The sequence below is a fragment of the Flavobacterium resistens genome, from assembly GCF_900182645.1.
Lineage (GTDB): Bacteria > Bacteroidota > Bacteroidia > Flavobacteriales > Flavobacteriaceae > Flavobacterium > Flavobacterium resistens.
Genome location: NZ_FXTA01000003.1, coordinates 462,103 through 480,882 on the forward strand (window position 1 = coordinate 462,103; position 18,780 = coordinate 480,882).

16 protein-coding genes are annotated in these 18,780 nt (G+C 34.1%); 7 read left to right on the forward strand and 9 right to left on the reverse strand.

Annotation, left to right across the window (positions count from 1 at the left end; translation table 11 throughout):
• Nucleotides 1–9 precede the first annotated feature (9 nt).
• Together FN795_RS13340 and FN795_RS13345 are read right to left on the reverse strand one after the other, a co-directional pair.
• A complete protein-coding gene (locus FN795_RS13340; protein ID WP_142451053.1) occupies nt 10–1,704 on the reverse strand; it encodes a ribonucleoside-diphosphate reductase subunit alpha in 1,695 nt (564 codons plus the stop codon).
• Between the two features lie 12 nt (nt 1,705–1,716).
• Complete coding sequence (locus tag FN795_RS13345) at nt 1,717–2,691, reverse strand: ribonucleotide-diphosphate reductase subunit beta (protein ID WP_142451054.1); 975 nt, start codon at nt 2,689–2,691, stop codon at nt 1,717–1,719.
• A 549-nt stretch (nt 2,692–3,240) separates the two neighbouring features.
• On the opposite strand from FN795_RS13345, the gene FN795_RS13350 reads away from it, so the two are divergent.
• The 3 genes from FN795_RS13350 (at nt 3,241) to FN795_RS13360 (ending at nt 5,409) form a co-directional block, all read left to right on the forward strand.
• Nucleotides 3,241–4,119, forward strand: coding sequence for a helix-turn-helix domain-containing protein (locus FN795_RS13350; protein WP_142451055.1), 879 nt, complete (start codon nt 3,241–3,243; stop codon nt 4,117–4,119).
• 71 nt (nt 4,120–4,190) lie between these two features.
• Nucleotides 4,191–5,018 carry an NAD(P)H-binding protein gene (locus tag FN795_RS13355; protein ID WP_142451056.1) on the forward strand — a complete coding sequence of 276 codons (828 nt, stop codon included), beginning with the start codon at nt 4,191–4,193 and terminating at the stop codon, nt 5,016–5,018.
• Nucleotides 5,019–5,028: 10 nt separating this feature from the next.
• Complete coding sequence (locus FN795_RS13360) at nt 5,029–5,409, forward strand: DUF5367 family protein (protein ID WP_142451057.1); 381 nt, start codon at nt 5,029–5,031, stop codon at nt 5,407–5,409.
• Between the two features lie 63 nt (nt 5,410–5,472).
• Here the strand turns inward: FN795_RS13360 and FN795_RS13365 are convergent, their stop codons facing one another.
• The 5 genes from FN795_RS13365 to FN795_RS13385 form a co-directional block, all read right to left on the reverse strand.
• On the reverse strand, nt 5,473–6,720 hold the full coding sequence (locus FN795_RS13365; protein WP_142451058.1) for an MFS transporter: 1,248 nt from the start codon (nt 6,718–6,720) through the stop codon (nt 5,473–5,475).
• A 17-nt stretch (nt 6,721–6,737) separates the two neighbouring features.
• A complete protein-coding gene (locus FN795_RS13370) occupies nt 6,738–6,965 on the reverse strand; it encodes a hypothetical protein (protein ID WP_142451059.1) in 228 nt (75 codons plus the stop codon).
• 6 nt (nt 6,966–6,971) lie between these two features.
• Entirely contained in the window at nt 6,972–7,568 is a 597-nt protein-coding gene (locus tag FN795_RS13375) for a TetR/AcrR family transcriptional regulator (RefSeq protein ID WP_142451060.1), read from the reverse strand.
• A 202-nt stretch (nt 7,569–7,770) separates the two neighbouring features.
• Entirely contained in the window at nt 7,771–9,372 is a 1,602-nt protein-coding gene (locus FN795_RS13380; protein WP_142451061.1) for a family 43 glycosylhydrolase, read from the reverse strand.
• 72 nt (nt 9,373–9,444) lie between these two features.
• Nucleotides 9,445–10,044 carry a murein L,D-transpeptidase catalytic domain-containing protein gene (locus FN795_RS13385; protein ID WP_142451062.1) on the reverse strand — a complete coding sequence of 200 codons (600 nt, stop codon included), beginning with the start codon at nt 10,042–10,044 and terminating at the stop codon, nt 9,445–9,447.
• Nucleotides 10,045–10,390: 346 nt separating this feature from the next.
• Between FN795_RS13385 and FN795_RS13390 the strand changes: the two genes are divergently transcribed.
• On the forward strand, nt 10,391–11,491 hold the full coding sequence (locus FN795_RS13390) for a hypothetical protein (protein ID WP_142451063.1): 1,101 nt from the start codon (nt 10,391–10,393) through the stop codon (nt 11,489–11,491).
• Between the two features lie 75 nt (nt 11,492–11,566).
• Here FN795_RS13390 and FN795_RS13395 read toward each other — a convergent pair whose 3' ends face one another.
• Nucleotides 11,567–12,046 (reverse strand): YybH family protein, encoded by a 480-nt coding sequence (locus FN795_RS13395; protein WP_142451064.1) that lies wholly within the window; start codon nt 12,044–12,046, stop codon nt 11,567–11,569.
• Nucleotides 12,047–12,450: 404 nt separating this feature from the next.
• On the opposite strand from FN795_RS13395, the gene FN795_RS13400 reads away from it, so the two are divergent.
• From FN795_RS13400 to FN795_RS13410, 3 genes are read left to right on the forward strand one after another with little or no spacing between them, the layout of a single operon-like run.
• A complete protein-coding gene (locus tag FN795_RS13400) occupies nt 12,451–12,900 on the forward strand; it encodes a response regulator (RefSeq protein ID WP_142451065.1) in 450 nt (149 codons plus the stop codon).
• Nucleotides 12,901–12,911: 11 nt separating this feature from the next.
• On the forward strand, nt 12,912–16,151 hold the full coding sequence (locus FN795_RS13405) for a PAS domain S-box protein (RefSeq protein WP_142451066.1): 3,240 nt from the start codon (nt 12,912–12,914) through the stop codon (nt 16,149–16,151).
• Between the two features lie 43 nt (nt 16,152–16,194).
• Entirely contained in the window at nt 16,195–16,587 is a 393-nt protein-coding gene (locus FN795_RS13410; protein WP_142451067.1) for a hypothetical protein, read from the forward strand.
• A 108-nt stretch (nt 16,588–16,695) separates the two neighbouring features.
• Here FN795_RS13410 and FN795_RS13415 read toward each other — a convergent pair whose 3' ends face one another.
• Complete coding sequence (locus FN795_RS13415) at nt 16,696–18,615, reverse strand: sialate O-acetylesterase (RefSeq protein ID WP_142451068.1); 1,920 nt, start codon at nt 18,613–18,615, stop codon at nt 16,696–16,698.
• Between the last annotated feature and the right edge of the window lie 165 nt (nt 18,616–18,780).

Genomic DNA, 18,780 nt, shown 5'->3' on the forward strand with positions numbered 1-18,780 from the left:
ATCTTAAATTTATGATTCGCAACTGCTGCAGGTAACCAAACTTGTAACCAATTCCTTTGAAACGCTTTGGCTTCGCTGATAATACAAACTTTTGATTCCGAGTTGCCAGGATTCGATCATTAATCGATTTACCTCTTTAATAGGCAGTTCAGCAGGAATATTTAGATTTAAACTTTGTCCCTGATCTACAAATTTCTGGCGAATTGCCGCTTGCTGTACAATTTCCAATTGACTGATTTCTTTGAAGGTTTTAAACACATCTTTCTCTTTTTGACTAAGTTGCTCCATGTGTTGAACACTTCCGCCGTTCAGCATAATTCCTCTCCAAATTTCCTCATTATCAAGGTCTTTTTCCTCTAATAATTTTTTCAGGTATTTATTCTTACGCATAAAATTTCCTTTGCTTAAACCCGCTTTGTAATAATTACTACTAAAAGGTTCAATTCCAGGAGAAGTCTGCCCTAAAATCGCCGATGAAGAAGTAGTTGGAGCAATTGCCATTGTCGTTGTATTTCTTCTTCCATAACCTTTCAGCAATTCTGGTTCGCCGTAAATTCTAGCTAAATCCTGAGTCGCTTTATCGGCTTTGTCACTAATATGTTTGAAGATTTCCGTCGTTTTCATTTTGGCTTCTAAACCTTCAAAGGGAATCATATTTTTTTGCAAATACGAATGCCATCCTAAAATGCCTAAACCTAAAGCGCGATGTCTTTTTGCAAATTTATTAGCTGCTGAAAGATAATAGTTGCCTTCTGTTTTTTCGATAAACTCCTGTAATACAGCGTCCAAGAAAAATATCGCCAATTTTACTGCTTCAGTATCTTTCCATTCTTCATAAAGTTCCAGATTCATTGACGAAAGACAGCAAATAAACGATTCATCAAAATCAGATGGAAGCATAATTTCACTGCACAAATTACTCGCATTGATACGCAAGTTTTTATCTTTATAAACTTGAGGTTTATTTTTGTTTACGTTGTCACTGAAAAAAATATAAGGCAATCCTTTTTGCTGACGACTTTCCAGAACTTTAGCCCAAATTTGACGTTTTTCGATATCGCCGTCAATCATTTCCTGCATCCAATAATCGGGTACCGAAATTCCGGTAAACAAATTCTGAATTGGATTACCAATACTTTTAATCTTCAAAAACTCTTCAATATCCGGATGATCAACGTCTAAATACGCTGCAAATGCACCACGTCGCACACCACCTTGTGAAATCGTATCCATTGCGGTATCAAAAAGTTTCATAAAACTTACTGCACCGCTGCTTTTTCCGTTATCGGTTACGGCGCTTCCTCTTTCGCGTAATTCTCCAAAATATCCAGATGTACCTCCACCAATTTTGGTCTGCATGATTACTTCGCCCAGTTTATGCGTAATTCCTTCTATTTCGTCTGGAACGTGAACATTGAAACACGAAATTGGCAAACCACGTTCTGTACCCATATTTGCCCAAATCGGCGAACTGATGCTCATCCAGCCGCGTTCAATCATTTCAACAAAAGACTCTTTTAATTCTGGTTTATAAAGTCGGCGGGCTGCGGCTGTGCAAATTCGGTCAATTGCACCTTCAACAGTTTCACCTTTTAAAAGATAACCGCGATTCAAGATTTGTTCACTTTCGGAGTTTTTCCACCACATTTTATTTCCAGCTTCGCTCATCGGAAGACTTTCTGGATTTATATCTATCGTATTCATTATTTTATACTTTTAAAAAAGGTCGTTTGCCGTTATACTCTTATCATGTTTTGTATATTCTACAGGTCTTTTTGCAAAGAAATCATCAAGACTATTGGCAAAAACTTCTTCTTCAAACCACAACATCGCTTTATAATCTTCTGCTGAAACATCAAATACAGTTGGAATTCCAATTTGTTTCAGACTTTCGTCTAATCTGAATTTCATAAAATTAACGAGATCTATTTTATTGATTGATTCGATTTCTCCATCCTCAAAAATCCAATCCAAAATATCCGATTCAACATCAATAGAATGTTTAACAGTATCTCTGATTGCCAGCAAAGTTGCATCATCAAAATAATCCGGAAATTCTTCACGTATTTTATTGATGATGAAAATTCCTCCATTTGCATGAATTTGCTCATCGATTGAAGTCCACGCAATAATGTTGCTCACATTTTTCATGTAACCTTTGAATCTGGTAAACGAAAGCAAAATCGCAAACTGGCTGAAAAGCGAAACATTTTCGATCAAAATGCTGAACAAAATCAGCGAAACCATATATTTTTTATTGTCCTGCGAACGTGTATCTTTTAAAACATTTGAAAGATAATCGACACGTTTGCGGATTATAGGAACGTCAAGTAATTTTTCGAATTCATCATTATATCCTAAAACTTCCAGCAAACGTGAATATGCTTCAGAATGTCTGAATTCACACTCAGCAAAAGTGGTTCCTAAACCATTAAATTCAGGCTTTGGGAAATGCTCGTAAATATTTCCCCAAAAACTTTTTACAGCAACTTCAATCTGAGCAATTGCCAATAGACTGTTTTTGATTGCCGTTTGTTCAGCTGGCGACAAATGCGAATGAAAATCTTGTGTATCAGCAGTAAAATCAACCTCTGTATGAACCCAGTACGCTTTGTTTATCGCTTCAGTAAATTGTAGTACCTCCGGGTATTCAAAAGGCTTATAATTGATTCTTTTATCGAAAATAGACATAATAAAATTGTATTTAATGGTGAATATGTAAGTAAACGAAATGCAGATTTGGGAGGTATTTTTACATCTCGCTACTTACAAATTTAAGCCACGATTTTTTGTTTTACTTTCGTTTTGATGTTAAAAATAGAAGCAATTATCAACAGCGAAAATTGTGGTTTTTTATTCGTTAAAAAAGTTTTTATCAACATTACTTTTTAAAGTCATAAAGCTCGAAAAACCAGTTATTTAAAAAGAATCTAAATAAAGTTGTCAACAGGAAAAAATGCTTTTATTCTTCGATCAAAAAAAACAGTTATCAACAGCGAACACAAAAAAGCGCAAAATTTTGCTCAAAAAACTGTTACAAAAAAAGGATTTTAAAGTCTCATTTGTACACTAAAAAAGTTTGAAGTTGAAAAAAATCGAATTGCCTAAATTAAACTAATTGTTTAATTTTAAACATTTTACATAATTTAAGAATTGTTTAAACTCTAATTTCTAAATCTAAGGAAAGAAATAAAAATGAGCTTTTTTTCTTAAACAGTTTTAAAATACACGACAAACAAAATGACGACAGATATTATAGAATTGAATGACTTTATTGTTTTAATCGAACAATCGAATACGACAAAAACCATAGTTCAGAAATGCGAAATCGACGGCGACGCGGTTGGTTTTGCGTTTTACGGATCTGGCAATGTCGAACTGGAAATCAAACACAATAATCAGACAAAATATTTGACGAATACAACGGGTTTGGCAATTTGTTTTTTCGGAAATCAAAAAGTGGAATTCTCACATAAAATCGAACCCGACAAACCTTTACAGTCAATCAGTATTTTTACAAAACCGAAACATCTAAATTCGCTTCCTGAGGCCGAAAAAGAGATTTTTGAAAAACACCTTCCTGAATTATTAAATCCGAAGGAACATTTTGTAAAAGGTCCGTCGTATTATATGACGCTCGATATGCAATTGGCGGTTCAAAAAATCTTCAACACGACTTACGTTGGTAATACGCGATTGCTGTTTTTAAGAAGTCAGGTCAACGAACTTTTGGCACATTTTTTTGCGCTTTTGAGTACTGACGCCAAAATTGACTTTTCGGAAATCGACAAAAACAAATTATACAAAGCGAAAGAAATTGTTGCCACGCATTATTCTAAACCGCCTTCACTCACTCAATTATCGCAAATGGTTGGGTTGAACAGCAATAAACTAAAAAAGAATTTTAAAGAACTTTTTGGCATTCCGGTTTTCAAATATGTTCAGGAAGAACGACTTCATAAAGCGTATGAGTTGCTCCGCGAAAGCGAAAAAACGGTTCAGGAAGCAGCATGGGAAGTTGGTTATGAAAGTTTGAGCTCTTTCTCGAATGCTTTCCATAAAAAATTCGGAATGCGCCCGAATGAAGTTCGGCTTCAATTCCTTTCAGACAAATTATAATTCTTTTGCGACAAATGTTTCGTTTTTAATCTAATCAACTTTGTATCAGTAATCATTTAAAGAATATTGATATGAGCAAAAAGAAAATTTTAGTTTTGGGTTCCAATGGGAAAACAGGACGCAGAGTAATTGAAAGATTGAAAAATAATTCGGACGTTGAAGTTCGTTTGGGTTCCCGATCTGAAAAAATCCCTTTTGATTGGGAAAATCCAGAAACCTGGGAAAATGTGCTGAAAGATATTGAAGTTGTTTACATCACATTTCAGCCTGATTTAGCCATTCCTTCGGCAGTTGAGACAATTCAGAAATTTACCGTTTTGGCAACAGAATTAGGCGTTCAAAAAATGGTTTTATTATCTGGAAGAGGCGAAAAAGAAGCACAACTTTGTGAGGAAATCGTAAAAGAAAATGCCAAAAACTGGACGATTGTAAGGGCAAGTTGGTTCAATCAAAATTTTAGCGAAAGTATTTTTTTAGAACCGATTTTAGCCGGAATTGTCGCCTTGCCAAGAGCCGAAGCGCTTGAACCTTTCACTGATGCCGACGATATTGCCGATGTTGTTGTCGAATCTCTTTTGAGCGATGCCCATAATGAACAAACTTACGAATTGACCGGACCAAGATTACTGACTTTTAAAGAAGCCGTAAATACTATTGCTGAAGCAAGCGACAAAAATATTACTTTTCAGAGTTTATCATTAGATGAATATTCGCAAATGCTGAAAGAATATCAGGTTCCTGAAGATCATATTTGGCTTGCAAATTATCTTTTTGAACAGGTTTTGGATGGAAGAAATTCGCACATAACTTCGGATATTGAAAAAGTTTTGGGTCGAAAAGCTAAGGATTTTACCGCTTACGCGAAAGAAACTGCCAAAACCGGAATTTGGAATTCTTAAAACTAAAAAGATGAATTATTTCAGAGCAATCTTTTCTGGTTTCCTAGTTTGGATTTTAGTCAGTATTTCATTTTATATTTTGGATCAAATTCCGTTTGTACAGAATTTCTTTTGGATTCAATGCATAATCGTAATGTTTGGAATTGTCTTTTTTGGAATTCTTGGCGCAAAATTATATTATAAAAAAGTTCTCGAAACTCACGGATTATTCCTTGGAATTGCAATGTCGGCAACGGCTTTGATTTTAGATGTTTTGATAACCGTTCCTTTTGTAGAAATACCAAATGGACGAAGTTATTACAGCTTTTTCAGCAGTCCGGTTTTATGGCTTTTGGCTGCTATAAATGCGCTTTCAGTTTATTTTTATTGGAAGAAAAAAACAATTATTTGAAGTTATAAAAAACAAAAAGCTTGTCCCACAGAACAAGCTTTTGTTTTTATATCAAAACTCAGATTAAGCAATTAAATCTTTAGCTTTCTTTTTTGCCAATTGATCCACGCGCCATATTAAAAACACTGTAAATAAAGTAACGACTGCAATTACGTATCCCAGAATATCATAATGTTCTAGCGGTGAAGTTTTTGTTTTTTGATGCACGATAAAGCCTGCACAAACTGCCGCAATCCCACCTGCAATCTGCTGTAATGAAGATGTAATTGACATATAAGCGCCACGATCTTTCATCTCCGGAATGGCTGTATTTAAAGTTGTAGCTGGAATCATTCTACTCATGATTCCCATAAACATAATCATAGTCAATCCGACAATTTGCCATAAAGGTACGGGTCCCAGATTAGTGTAAATTATAATAATAACAACAGAAATCGCAGATCCGGCTGCAAACAATTTAAACTTACTCACTTTGTCACTTAGCTTTCCAATGATTGGCATTATAAAAAGTACTGAAAGTCCCGTAAAGAAAAACACCATTGGCAATTCAAGCTGACTGATGTGAATATTATTTACTAAAAATGCGCTTCCAAAAGGTTGCAGCATAAATCCTCCAACTGAAAGAAATGCAATTGCAGCGAATCCTACCTGATATTGCTTATTGCTAATCGTATGCCAAAGATGCAAAAACGGACTTTTATCTGATTGTAATTCCAAGTGCTTTGTTATTGCGGGCATTTGAGTAAAAACAGCAATAAGAATCAGTACGGCCAAAACCGCAATCATAATAAATGCAGAATGCCATCCCCAATTATTGGCAAAATACAACCCTACCGGAATTCCTAAAATCTGGCTTGTTGCAAATGCCATTTGTATAACACCCATCACACGTCCGCGTTGCTGAATCACAAATAAATCGGTTACAATGGCTAGTGATATCGAACCAATTACACCTCCAAAAAGTCCGGTTACAATGCGTGCCATAAGCAGCATTATATAACCTGTTGAAAGTGCACAGAAAACCGTTCCAATAATAAATCCGATATAAAAGAAAATCAATAATTTTTTGCGGTCAAATTTATCAGCAAAACCTGCTGCCAATAATCCTGAAATTCCGGCACTAAAAGCATAAGCCGATACTGCAAAACCAAAGTTTGATGTTGTCATATCTAATGTTTTCATTAAGATATCTCCAAGTGGAGAAATAACCATAAAATCAAGAATGACAGTAAATTGCAAAAGCGCCAATATGGCAATAATAATTTTTTGATGTGAAGTGAAAGCAGGGCTTTCAATGGTAGTTTTTTCCATTAATTTATAAATATTTTTTAAGACAATTCCTGGCATTCAAAGCCTAAATTGGTGATTATTGTAATAATTTCGTGAGGTTTCAAAGTCTCTGAAACCACGCGTAAAACGCAGTCAACATCTTCACAGTCAATACTCCATTGTTCAATGTTTTGATTATTATTCAGTACATAATGCGCTGGGCATTCTGCGTTAATTGCACTGATATTGGTTTTAAAAATATGTATGATATTTAAATCTGTTTCCATAATTTTTCAAGGTTTTAAGCCTTTAACAGCTGCTTGAAAGGCTTCTTTCATAATTTCTTTTGTAAGCACAAATGGTTTTCCTCCCATACTTTTGCGTTCAGCATGCATGTTCAATAAGGTATAAAGAGGTCCGTACGCCACACACCAAAACGCTTCAAAACTCATTGGGAGAAGTTCTTTGTTCCGAAGTGCGTTGTCTGTAAATTGAGTCATAATGGCTCTGAAATCAGCAAATTCTTTAATAGAATCCAAAATGATTTCTCCGTGAGGCGAATGTTTGATGATTTCAAAAAATGCAACTTCTTTAGGATATTTCATTGCAAAGTTGGCGCGGTTTTCCCATTGTCTCCACAAACCTTCTTCAAATGGCATGTCGGGCGAAAAGTCTTTTATGGTGCTTTTAAAAAACTTCAGTGCCATGCTGGCTCCTATTTTTTGAATTAAATCATCTTTATCAGCATAATAAATATAGAGCGTACCAACAGAAATTGAACAGGCTTTCGCCAATTTATTCATACTGAAACCTTGAAATCCTTCCTGCACAATCTGGTCAATCGCCATTTCAATAACCAGTTTTTCTTTGTCAATATCTCTAACTCTCATAGCTGTATTTTTTTTACAAAGATATAATAATAAATGAATGAACGCTTTTTTATTAATTATTTTTTTAATGTGATTTGTTAGAAGTAAAATGTGAAATGTACTTTACATAACTTCTTTTCATAAAAAAAGTCTGTAAACAAAACGCTTACAGACTTTAAAAAACTAAACAAATAAAATTAGATCACTTTTTACATTTTACAGATTACTTTTCACTTCTCACTAAAGAAACATCATCTACTAAACAAAAAGATTTTGCTTTTCCATTCGCAAGAAATCCCACTTCGGCCTTCTCTCCTTTTATAGCTATATTATTGATGACAATTGTTTTCCATTCTGCATTTTCCTCTTTTACTATAAACTGAAACTTTTTATCATTACTTACAGCATATACTTCAAGGTTATCAAATCCGTTACTGTTTCTAATTTTGGCAGTTAAAGTGTATAATCCATCTTCCAGTTTTACGTATGGGGAAGATGTTATAACCTGAAATACTTTTCTCTTAAAATCAATTTTATCACTGATATTCAAACTCTTTTCTCCAATTACTATTTTTCTTTCGGCTTGTGTATTAAAATGATTTAAAACTGGCGAAGTAAGAGTATCTAAACTTATTTTATTGCCTTCAATAACTTCGCTTGCCCAGCCTGTCAACTGAATTTGCACCGGTTTTACAGGACTCGGAATATGTCGGCGGTCAGCTTCAAAACTGCCATTTTTTACGTAATTATTTTCCTTGTTTACTTTCCAACTTCCTGTTTTTGCATCCAAATCCCAAGCGCTCAGCGAATTGAAATACGGTACACTTCCATCAAATGACATTGGACACCATTGATTATATCCTAAACCATTTCCGGCAAAATCGGCCCAACGGTCTCCACAATACACAATCGTTTCCTGTTTACTTCCTTTTACAGAAAAGAAAAAACCTGTTTGCGAAACATGCGCAAAATCATCTTCGGCGCCTTTTGTTATCAGCATTTCATTCGTTGGAAGATAAGGTCCGCGAATATCATCGGCAACTAAATAATAGGCAAACGAACCGTCCCAGCCGTAAATATTTGAAGCGTACATATAATAGCGGTTTTTGTATTTGAACATACAATTTCCTTCTCTGCTTTCTCCTTTAAAAATTTCTGTGCAATCTAAAAGGTTTACTTTCCCATCTTTCATTCCAATTTCAGAAACATAGATTCTGTTTCGTCCTTTTCCGTAGGAATAAATCAAATAGGATTTTCCGGTGTCTTCATCTGTAAAAACGGTTTGGTCGCCAGTATTGCTGGTTCCGATCATTTTCTCCATATTTATTTTCTGATGCCAAATAAACTCACCTGTCGGAGAATCTGAAAGTGTAATCAAAACTTCGCTTCCATGCTGTACAAACATGGCGTATTTATTAATTTCTTTGATAAATGCGACTCCCAAACGTCCAACCCAGGTTTTTCCGGTTTTGTTCGCTTCTTCTTTTGATAAAACATTTTTTTCAAAAGTCCAATTCACTAAATCAGTAGAACTATAGCAGGTTACAGCTTCAAAATTATTTTTTTCATGCGTCACTGAAGGATCTGCACGATATTGATCAGCTTCGGCATAATGCACGCCGTACCAATAATATTTTTGTTTACCAGTTTTAGGATCCGGAAATTTGAAGATACCACCGCCTTGACTGTTTAACGGTTTTCCGTCTTTAGTATTCCAAAAAACATCATTTTTAATCGTCTTATTTTGAGCTATTGTTTTATTTGATATTCCGAAGAAAAACATTGTAAAAACAACGCTTAAGGAATACCATTTTTGAATTTTCATATTTATTACGGTTAGTTAGTTCGTAATAAAATTATCGAATAGCTATAAAGTTTGCGTCATGTACTATCCTGTTTAATAATAGATATTTAAGATTATTGTAGATTTTGAATGGTCAATTATTTTTTCAAGTCTTTTAAAAAAAACTTCGCTCACCATAGGGCATCCTCGGCTGCGAGAAATATAATATTCCTGCTCAACATCAGGAACCGCCGAATATGAGTGCAAAACAACGGCTCTTTTTAAGGCATTGCTGTTGCTTTGGTCTAAACCATTTAATTTATATGATTTTCCGAACATTCCTTTATAAGATTTTCCAATTGCATATCGGCCCAAAGATGTGGCATTTGAATTTGGTTCATTGCTGAATTTCAGATTTCCTGCAATCCCAGTTTCAGAACCGCTGCCGTGCGCAACAAGTCCTTCATCTATAATTTTATTGTTTTCTAAATCATATACAAAGAATCGATTTTTGCCTGATTTGATTTTCATATCAACAAAAAAAGCAATTTTTGTATTATATAGATTGCAGGTTTTTATTTTCTCTTTTACTTCTGCCAACTGATTATTGAATCTTTCGACTTCCGTTTCATTCCAATTTTCTTCGCCTGAAATTGCTTTTGGATTTCCAAAAATAGATAGAGAAAGTAATACAATTAAATTGAAAATTTTCATAAAAGTGGTATTTAAAATTTACGATAAGCAGCTTCTTAAAAAACTGTTTTATTTTGGTGCAAATTTATCTTGTCTTCAAATTAAAAAATACACCTTAAAAGACTCAAAAACAATATAATAAGACATTATTTTCAATTAATTATTTTGAATTTTTCGAAAAAATTCCTTTAAAACAAGAGGTTGAAGTCATTTTTCAATTTCAGCTTATTTACATTCCTATTTTCCTTCCAACATAAAACTAACACACTGATTAAAAGAATTTTACAATAAGAATTTTAAGACTAATACTTTTTTATATGCGTAATATTATCTAACTTGCATGTAGTAAATTAAAAACCAACACATTATGAAAAAATTTCTATTCTTTTTTTTAGCAGTTGTGATTAGTTTAACAAGCCAATCTATTTTTTCTCAATCTGGTGACGATGCACCAGCTTTAAATCTTCCGGGAGATAATCTTGATCTTTATGCCGTATTGACGTTATTTCAAAAATCAAAAACTATTGAAGACTTTGAAACAGCATTAAATAAAAAAGAAACCGGAATTAATAATCTGGATCTTAATCTGGATAAAAAAGTAGATTTTATAAAAGTCACTACGACGAAAAAAGATAATTCTTTCACATTTGTACTTCAGGATGCAGTCAGTAAAACTGAAACTCAGGATGTCGCTGTCATTTTAGTAAATAAAGATAAAAACGGAAAAGTTTCTATTCAATGCGTTGGAGATGAAGATCTTTATGGTAAAAATTATGTTATTGAGCCGAAAAGCACACCTGCAGTTACTGCAAATCCAGCTTACCAGGGTTCCAATCCTGTTACTGTAAGTGCCCCTGCAACAACTGTCGTGGTCGAATCGGCTCCGATAGTTCAATATGTTTATTCGCCAGCTTACGTACCTTATTATCCTCCCTATTATTACGGTTACTATCCTCCTTATTTTGCAGCATTTACAGTTCTTGCGGTGGGTATTTATCGTCATAATAACTGGTATCATGGAGGTTATTATGGAGGACATTATAGTCGTAATACAGTAATTATAAACAATAACAATAGAAATAGCATTAATCATTATAATAACAACAGAAATAGATCCAATACGGTCGCAAACAATAATAGAAATGGAAACTATGGCAATCGTGCCGGCAATACAGGCGTTTCTAATCGAATGTCAAATGGATCTGGAAACCGAGCCGGAGTATCTGACAGAGCTTCAAACGGAGCCGGAAATCGCGGATCAGGAGTATCAGACAGATCTTCTGTAAATCGTCCTTCAGCAGGAACATCAGATAGATCTTTTGATCGTCCATCAACATCAAATCGTAGTTCTTCAAACTTTAATTCTGGTGGTGGTCGTACAAGATCAGGTGGAAGCGGATTTAGCGGTGGAGGCGGTGGCTTTCACGGCGGTGGAGGCGGCTTTGGAGGCGGTGGTCGCAGACGATAAAAAAACGTTTTAAAATAAAAAAGGTGATTGAATAAAAATTATTTAATCACCTTTTTATTTATATAGTATCTTATTTTAGTTAGGAGCTGTGTCAGAAGCGCTCATGTCTCTAACACACAAATATTTGCCATCTTTCTTTTCAAACAAACTCATATAATTTCCAGTTGCAATAGTTGCATTTGTCGAATCAACTACCGTATAAGCACCAGTTTCAACAACCTGATTTCCGTCAGTCGATACAAAAACTTCATTTGTTTTAAATGAAATTTTATTTGAATTTGCAACTGCATCGGCTTTTAAAAATTCTACAATTGCTGCTTTTCCAACTAATGGCGCGCGATTCTGAAAAAAAGTTATAGCATTGTTATCATAGTAACCGATGCTTTTTATTTCGCCAGAATTATAAACCGCTGCAAATTCATCTTCTTTGGCCTGAATTTCCTTTTTTATCGCTTCTTTATCAACCACGACAGGTTCTTCTTTTTTTGTATTGCAGGCAAAGACAGAAGTTAAAATACCTAACAATAAAATTTCTTTTAAGAGATTGTTTTTCATATATTTAAGGATTTAAAACTATACCTTAAAAGTACTTATAAAAATTAAAATATCAAGTTATTTCGCATAAAAATATCATTTAAGGAAATCTGAAATTTTAAAAACATTTTATTATATTCAAATGAATTACAACAACTTACAAAAAACAATGTCTTTTTGTCAATATTTTTGCATGACACAAATAAGTAATTAGCATAATATTTATTCGTTGTCGAAAAAATAGCCCTATATTAGCAGTATAAAAAGCGTATTATTGACAATAAATTAACCAAAGCCTTGTTTAAATGATAAGAAATTGGCAATACATTATCAAAAACAACTGAAGCACATTGGCTTATATTTAAACGTAGATTCTTTTTCGCGGCAAATATGCTTTCAATTTAATTTTACTTCCATCTATAAAAATGAATAAAAAACATTACAATATTTTACTAGCAGATGATGATGATGATGACTGCTCTTTTTTTAGAGAAGCAATCGATGAATTGAAGCTTCCTGTAACTCTTGTAACAGTACATGATGGTGTACAATTAATGGATTATTTAAAAGCCAATTCTCCCGGTGCTTTGCCGGATATTCTTTTTTTAGATCTTAATATGCCGCGTAAAAATGGTCATGAATGTCTTAAAGAAATCAAAGAACTTAGCGAGTTTGACACACTTCCAGTTATTATTTTTTCAACTTCTTTAGATATTGAAATTGTTGATTTGATGTACCAAAAAGGAGCAACACATTATATCCGAAAACCTGGTGAATTTGCTAAACTAAAAACGGTGATTAACAATGCTTTGACTACAACTGTCGAAAACAATTTAAAACAGCCTGCGCGGGAACAATTTGTTCTTCAGCCGTAATTTTTTCAGGAATGAGCCATAAAAACAGGGAACATTATTTTATAGCCGATGGTGGTGAAATGGGCGAATTAATGCGATCCAAAGACTGGAGCAAAACTTCATTAGGCAATCCTGAATTATGGCCACAAAGTCTGCGAACGATGGCTTCGGTAATACTCAGCAATCCATTCGGAATGTACATTGCCTGGGGAAATGATTTTACTCAAATTTATAATGACGCCTTTCGCCCTATTTTAGGCGCAACAAAACATCCTGATGCTTTAGGAATCAGTTCAAAAGAAACATTTTCGGAAATTTGGGACACAATTGGCCCCATGTTTAACGATGTAATGAAAGGAAACGCTGTCAGTTCTCCCGATTTTATGGTTGTTTTAAACCGAAATGGCTACGACGAAGAATGTTATTTTGACTTTTCATACAGCCCCATAAAAAAAGAAGATGGCGAAGTTGGCGGTATTCTGGTCACTGTAATTGAAACTACTGAAAAAAATGAAAAACTTTTAGCACAGTCGAAAGTAAGGGAAAGCGAGCAGAAAATAAGACAATTAGTCGAAAATGCACCATTCCCAATTGGTGTTTACACCGGTAAAGAAAAACGCATTGAACTTGCCAATCAAGCCATAATGGATGTTTGGGGAAAGGGCAATGATGTTGTTGGGAAATTATATACCGAAATTCTTCCTGAGCTCGATAATCAATCTGTTTTTGAGCAAGTAAACCACGTTTTTGAAACTGGAGAGGCTTTTCACAATAAAAATGCACGCATTGATATTAAAATGAACGGCATTCTGGAAAGCTTTTATTTTAACTACAGTTTTACACCTCTTTACGATATAAATGGCAAAATTTATGGCGTAATGAATACGGCTGCAGATATTACAGATCTGCATCTTGCAACAAAAAAAATAGAAGAAGCTGACAAGCGTTTTCGCAACACTGTAAAACAGGCTCCGGTAGGAATTACTATTTTGCGGGGATCCGATTTTATGGTCGAAATGGCCAATGATGCTTATTTAAAAATTATTGATCGGGAGGAAAATACTTTTGTTGGAAAACCGCTTTTTGATTCCTTGCCAGAGGTTAAGGAAAGTGTAAACAAACTTTTAAACGATGTATTAACAACCGGAATTCCATTTCATGGAAATGAAGTTCCAATTCCTTTAAACCGCTACGGGAAACTGGATATTTCTTATTTTGACTTTCTTTATAATCCGCTGAAAGAGGAAAATGGCGAAATATCAGGAATTATTGTTACAGTAACTGAAGTAAGCGAAAAAGTTGAGGCTAGAAAAAAAATCGAACTCAATGAAGAAAGGCTGAAGATTATTGTAGAAGCCAGCGAACTTGGTACTTGGGAATTAAATGTAAAAGAAAAACAAGTTCATTATTCGCAACGCTATTTGGAAATTGTAACCGGAAATAAAGAAAATATCAATTTAACTCACGAACAAATTCTAACTTATGTTCATCCGGATGATTTAGAAATACGAAATCTGGCGTATAATGAAGCACTTCATACTGGAGTTATAAATTATGAATTAAGAGTAATCTGGAAGGACAATTCGATTCATTGGGTTGAAGCCAAAGGAAAAGTCTTTTTTGATGCCAATAAAAATCCAGAAAAACTTCTTGGCACTGTCAGAGATATTACAGACGAGAAAAATCATCAGCAGGAACTAGAAAAAAGCGAGAAACGTTTTCGTTCTTTGGCAGAGAGTATTCCTCAATTAATTTGGGAAACAGACGAAAAAGGAAATTCCTTATTTGCCTCCGGAAAATGGTTTGAATACACCGGAATTTATCCAAAAGGAGAAGAAGAATGGAGAAGCATGATTCATCCTGATGATTACGAAGAAAATGCCCGAATTTGGAGCAATAGTCTTGCAACAGGAGAAATTTACCGATGCGATGTTCGAATCAAAAGAAATGATGGTGTTTACAGATGGCATGCTGTAATTGGTGAGCCGATTTTAAACGAAGAAAATAAAATTATAAAATGGGTTGGCGCTTTTACTGATATTCATACTGAAAAAGCATTTACAAATGAACTTGAACAACAAGTAACGGCAAGAACAAAAGAATTGAGCCTCATGAACGAATCACTTCAAAAAAGTGAAGAACGTTATCATTTAATGGTTGAAGAAGTTCAGGATTATGCCATTTTATACCTCAATCACGAAGGAATTGTAGAAAATTGGAATCAGGGTGCGCAAAAAATAAAAGGCTACAAAGCAGAAGAAATTATCGGAAAAAGCTTCTCTGAATTTTATACCGAATCTGACAGAAAAAACAATCTTCCTCAAACTTTATTGAATCTAGCCATTGAAAAAGGAAAAGCAAGTCATGAAGGATGGCGCGTTCGCAAAGACAGAACCTTATTTTGGGCAAATGTGACTATTACAGCTGTTCACAATAAAAAAAATCAGGTTATTGGTTTTTCAAAAATGACACATGACTTGACAGAGAAAAAAACTGCGGATGACAAGCTGAAATTAAATGCCTTAGAACTTGAACAGAAAAATAAAGAACTTGAAAAAATGAATCAGGAACTTCAGTCTTTTGCCTATATTTCAAGTCATGATTTGCAGGAACCGTTACGAAAAATCCAGACTTTTGCGACTCAGATTATGGAAAAAGAATCGGAAAATTTATCTGATTATGGAAAAGATAAATTTAAGCGAATGCAAAATGCAGCACAACGCATGCAAACGTTGATCAACGATTTACTTTCCTATTCGAGAACAAATGTTCAGGAAAGAATTTTCGAAAAAACGAATATTAGCAAAATTATAAACGAAGTAAAAGAGGATTTAAAAGAAGAAATTGAACAAAAAAATGCCAAAATTGAAAGTTTGAAAAATTGCGAAGCGAAGATTATTCCGTTTCAATTTAGACAACTTTTGTACAATTTAGTGAGCAATTCTCTTAAATTTTCAAATCCTGAAAATCCGATTGTCATTAAAATTAATAGTGAAATCGCTAAAGGTTCAGCTTTAAATAATGAAATTTTAGAAGCAGAAATGAAGTACTGCCACATCAGAATTGAAGATAACGGAATTGGTTTTGAACAACAATACAGCTCCAAAATTTTCGAAGTTTTTCAACGTTTACACGGAAAACTTGAATATACCGGAACCGGGATTGGACTTGCTATCGTAAAGAAAATCGTAGACAATCATAACGGAATTATCACCGCTAAAGGCGAATTGAATAAAGGAGCTATCTTTGATATTTATATTCCGGCGAACTAGTTAAAATTTATCAAAAGCAAATCTTATTTATAATTTAAAATCTATGAGAAAGCTATTTTTTACCCTGGCATTGCTGTTTTTTGTTTCAGCACTTTTTTCACAAACTCAAGATCCTTCATCAAAACGCATTTTAGGAAATTGGTATTCGAACACCATCCGAACGACAAAATGGGTATTTACACAGGATGGAAAACTTTACAATTATGACAAAGACATAATGAAAGTGATGTATAAGTATTCTATTTCAAACAGCTGTCAGAACAATTCAAGTGATACTTCTGAATTTATAACGTTAAGAGATAGAGACGGCGATGAGTATTGCTTTAAAATCAACGCTGTTAATGAAAACAAAAATGGCGTTTTATCACTTACCAATATGAGCAATATGCAACCGCTCATTTTTGTAAACGATGTAAATTTGAAGATTGCACAGTAGTTGAAAAACAAAGATGAAAGAAGTTTTCCTTAATTCATTTTTCTTAATCGGATAAAGATTAAATAAAAGCAGGATTTCTTTGTTTGAAATCCTGCTTTTATTTAATCTTTATTTATCTAAACTTCCCTCAAAAGGTGAAGCTGGTAAATTTTCTTTATTATATAAATTTGCCTCAATTGGGTTATCCGCCCAAGCGTATCGAACTTTTACTGGTTTTGAAATATTCTCATTCCAAATTTTGATTTTATTTCCTTCGATCTTGGCATTTGCCCAAACAAATTTTCCGTCGCTTCCTGCGATTTCAAAACCTTTTAAACTGGAGTTATTCTTAGCTATTAATCCGCTTCCTGTATCTGAAAAAGACAAAATAAGTTGATTTCCTTTTTGTTCCATTGATTTAAAAAGTGGTCCCGAAGAAACTATGTTTTTTTCTCCATAAGCTACTTTTCTGGCTTGTAAAGACAATCTTTTTCCGACATCGTATTTATTTAGAGGATGAATATCATTCCATTCTCCTAAATCAATAGTTACCGCCATTCCTGTATTTGGAACTGCTAAAGTATTTTTTTGCTGTTGTCGCAGCGCCGCCCAATTGCTTTCGGATGGCTCTGTTTTTGGTTCCATAAAATTCGTCAGCTGCACATATAAAAACGGAAAATCACCTTGCTTCCACTCTTTTCGCCAACTAGTAATCAAGGTTTCCATCAAAGCACCATATTCCTGAGGTTTTTTAGTACTTGATTCACCTTGATACCAAAGCACGCCTTTTATTGCGTAATTTTTCAAAGGTGCAATCATCGAATTATAAAGTCCGACAGGTTTCCATCTAATAAAAGTTGGCGGTGGCAAAGGAGCCATTTTTACTCCTAATTTGTATTTCCATTCTCCTTTCAAATCAATCGAATCTTTATCAAGAACTAACTGATAAGGTTTATCTTCAACAAAACCGCCTTTTCCGGAATTATTGATAACTCTGATGGCTATTTCATTTTTTCCTTCTTTTAATAATTTTGGATCAAAAGAATATTTTCTTGGCGGATATAAATACGAAGTTGTTCCAACGAAATTTCCGTTTACATAAACCGAATCGGCATCTACAATTCTTCCTAAAATCAATTTTGCTGATGAAGCTTTTAGATTCGATAAATTAACTTCTTTTCTAAACCAAACTGCCCCGTTAGTTTTCTCTAAAGCATAATCGGTCCAATATCCGGGAATATTCATAACCGGCCAGTCGATATCATCAAAATCCGCTTTTGACCATTGTTTTTTTAAACCTTCATCCTGACGATTTACTTCAGAATACCAATCGGCGCTGACTTTTTTGTCATTTGCTTCAATTTGTGCGCCTAAAGTTCCATCTTTAAATTTCTGATATTCGGCATCATAATCAGGAAATTTTTTAATTGCATCTGCACTAAGCCAGGATTCAGCTGGAGAACCTCCTAAAGCACTATTGATTAATCCAATTGGAACTTTATATTTTGCATAAATTTCGCTTGCAAAAAAATAAGCCACAGCCGAAAAACTCAAAATATTTGATGCGTTTGCTTCTTTCCATTCTCCACTTGACAAATCGGTATTTTCTTTTGAGAAATCATATTGATCCGGCACTAAAAATTGTCTTATTTCCGAATTATTAATCTTTGAAATAACACCGCTGTATTTATCTTTTACACGTTCCATAGGAAGCTCCATATTCGATTGTCCGGAGCAAAGCCAAACATCTCCAAATAAAATATTCTTTACAACAATTGTATTGCTTGCCGTTAAAGTCATTTCATATGGCCCTCCCGCTTTTTGAGAAGGCAAAGTCAGAATCCAATTTCCATCTTGAGAAGTTGTAGTCTGAAACTTTTTTTTATTGAAGGTTATTTCTATTTTCTCATTTGGCGCCGCCCATCCCCAAATTTTCACAGGAATATCGCGCTGTAAAATCATTCCGTCGCTAATAAGCCTTGGAAGTTTTATTTGAGAATAAATAGTGCCACAAATAAGCACACTGATAAGAATTAATACTTTTCTCATTTTTACAATTTATTTATCTGCTTAAATTCTGAAATCTTTTTTAAATATAATTATTCTCCCTTACATCTGACGCCAAAAAGCCGAGAGGGCTCAACTCTCGGCTTTCTTTTATAAAACAAATGTATTTGCAGTTCTAACCAATTCTGTAAAATAACACTTACTTAC

Excerpts from the sequence above, each read along its gene's own strand:
- FN795_RS13355 (WP_142451056.1), top strand. The coding sequence starts at position 4,191 with ATGAGCAAAAAGAAAATTTTAGTTTTGGGTTCCAATGGGAAAACAGGA.
- FN795_RS13385 (WP_142451062.1), bottom strand. The coding sequence starts at position 10,044 with ATGAAAATTTTCAATTTAATTGTATTACTTTCTCTATCTATTTTTGGA.
- FN795_RS13390 (WP_142451063.1), top strand. The coding sequence starts at position 10,391 with ATGAAAAAATTTCTATTCTTTTTTTTAGCAGTTGTGATTAGTTTAACA.
- FN795_RS13340 (WP_142451053.1), bottom strand. The coding sequence starts at position 1,704 with ATGAATACGATAGATATAAATCCAGAAAGTCTTCCGATGAGCGAAGCT.
- FN795_RS13410 (WP_142451067.1), top strand. The coding sequence starts at position 16,195 with ATGAGAAAGCTATTTTTTACCCTGGCATTGCTGTTTTTTGTTTCAGCA.
- FN795_RS13360 (WP_142451057.1), top strand. The coding sequence starts at position 5,029 with ATGAATTATTTCAGAGCAATCTTTTCTGGTTTCCTAGTTTGGATTTTA.
- FN795_RS13345 (WP_142451054.1), bottom strand. The coding sequence starts at position 2,691 with ATGTCTATTTTCGATAAAAGAATCAATTATAAGCCTTTTGAATACCCG.
- FN795_RS13395 (WP_142451064.1), bottom strand. The coding sequence starts at position 12,046 with ATGAAAAACAATCTCTTAAAAGAAATTTTATTGTTAGGTATTTTAACT.
- FN795_RS13400 (WP_142451065.1), top strand. The coding sequence starts at position 12,451 with ATGAATAAAAAACATTACAATATTTTACTAGCAGATGATGATGATGAT.
- FN795_RS13365 (WP_142451058.1), bottom strand. The coding sequence starts at position 6,720 with ATGGAAAAAACTACCATTGAAAGCCCTGCTTTCACTTCACATCAAAAA.
- FN795_RS13350 (WP_142451055.1), top strand. The coding sequence starts at position 3,241 with ATGACGACAGATATTATAGAATTGAATGACTTTATTGTTTTAATCGAA.
- FN795_RS13415 (WP_142451068.1), bottom strand. The coding sequence starts at position 18,615 with ATGAGAAAAGTATTAATTCTTATCAGTGTGCTTATTTGTGGCACTATT.
- FN795_RS13405 (WP_142451066.1), top strand. The coding sequence starts at position 12,912 with ATGAGCCATAAAAACAGGGAACATTATTTTATAGCCGATGGTGGTGAA.
- FN795_RS13380 (WP_142451061.1), bottom strand. The coding sequence starts at position 9,372 with ATGAAAATTCAAAAATGGTATTCCTTAAGCGTTGTTTTTACAATGTTT.
- FN795_RS13375 (WP_142451060.1), bottom strand. The coding sequence starts at position 7,568 with ATGAGAGTTAGAGATATTGACAAAGAAAAACTGGTTATTGAAATGGCG.
- FN795_RS13370 (WP_142451059.1), bottom strand. The coding sequence starts at position 6,965 with ATGGAAACAGATTTAAATATCATACATATTTTTAAAACCAATATCAGT.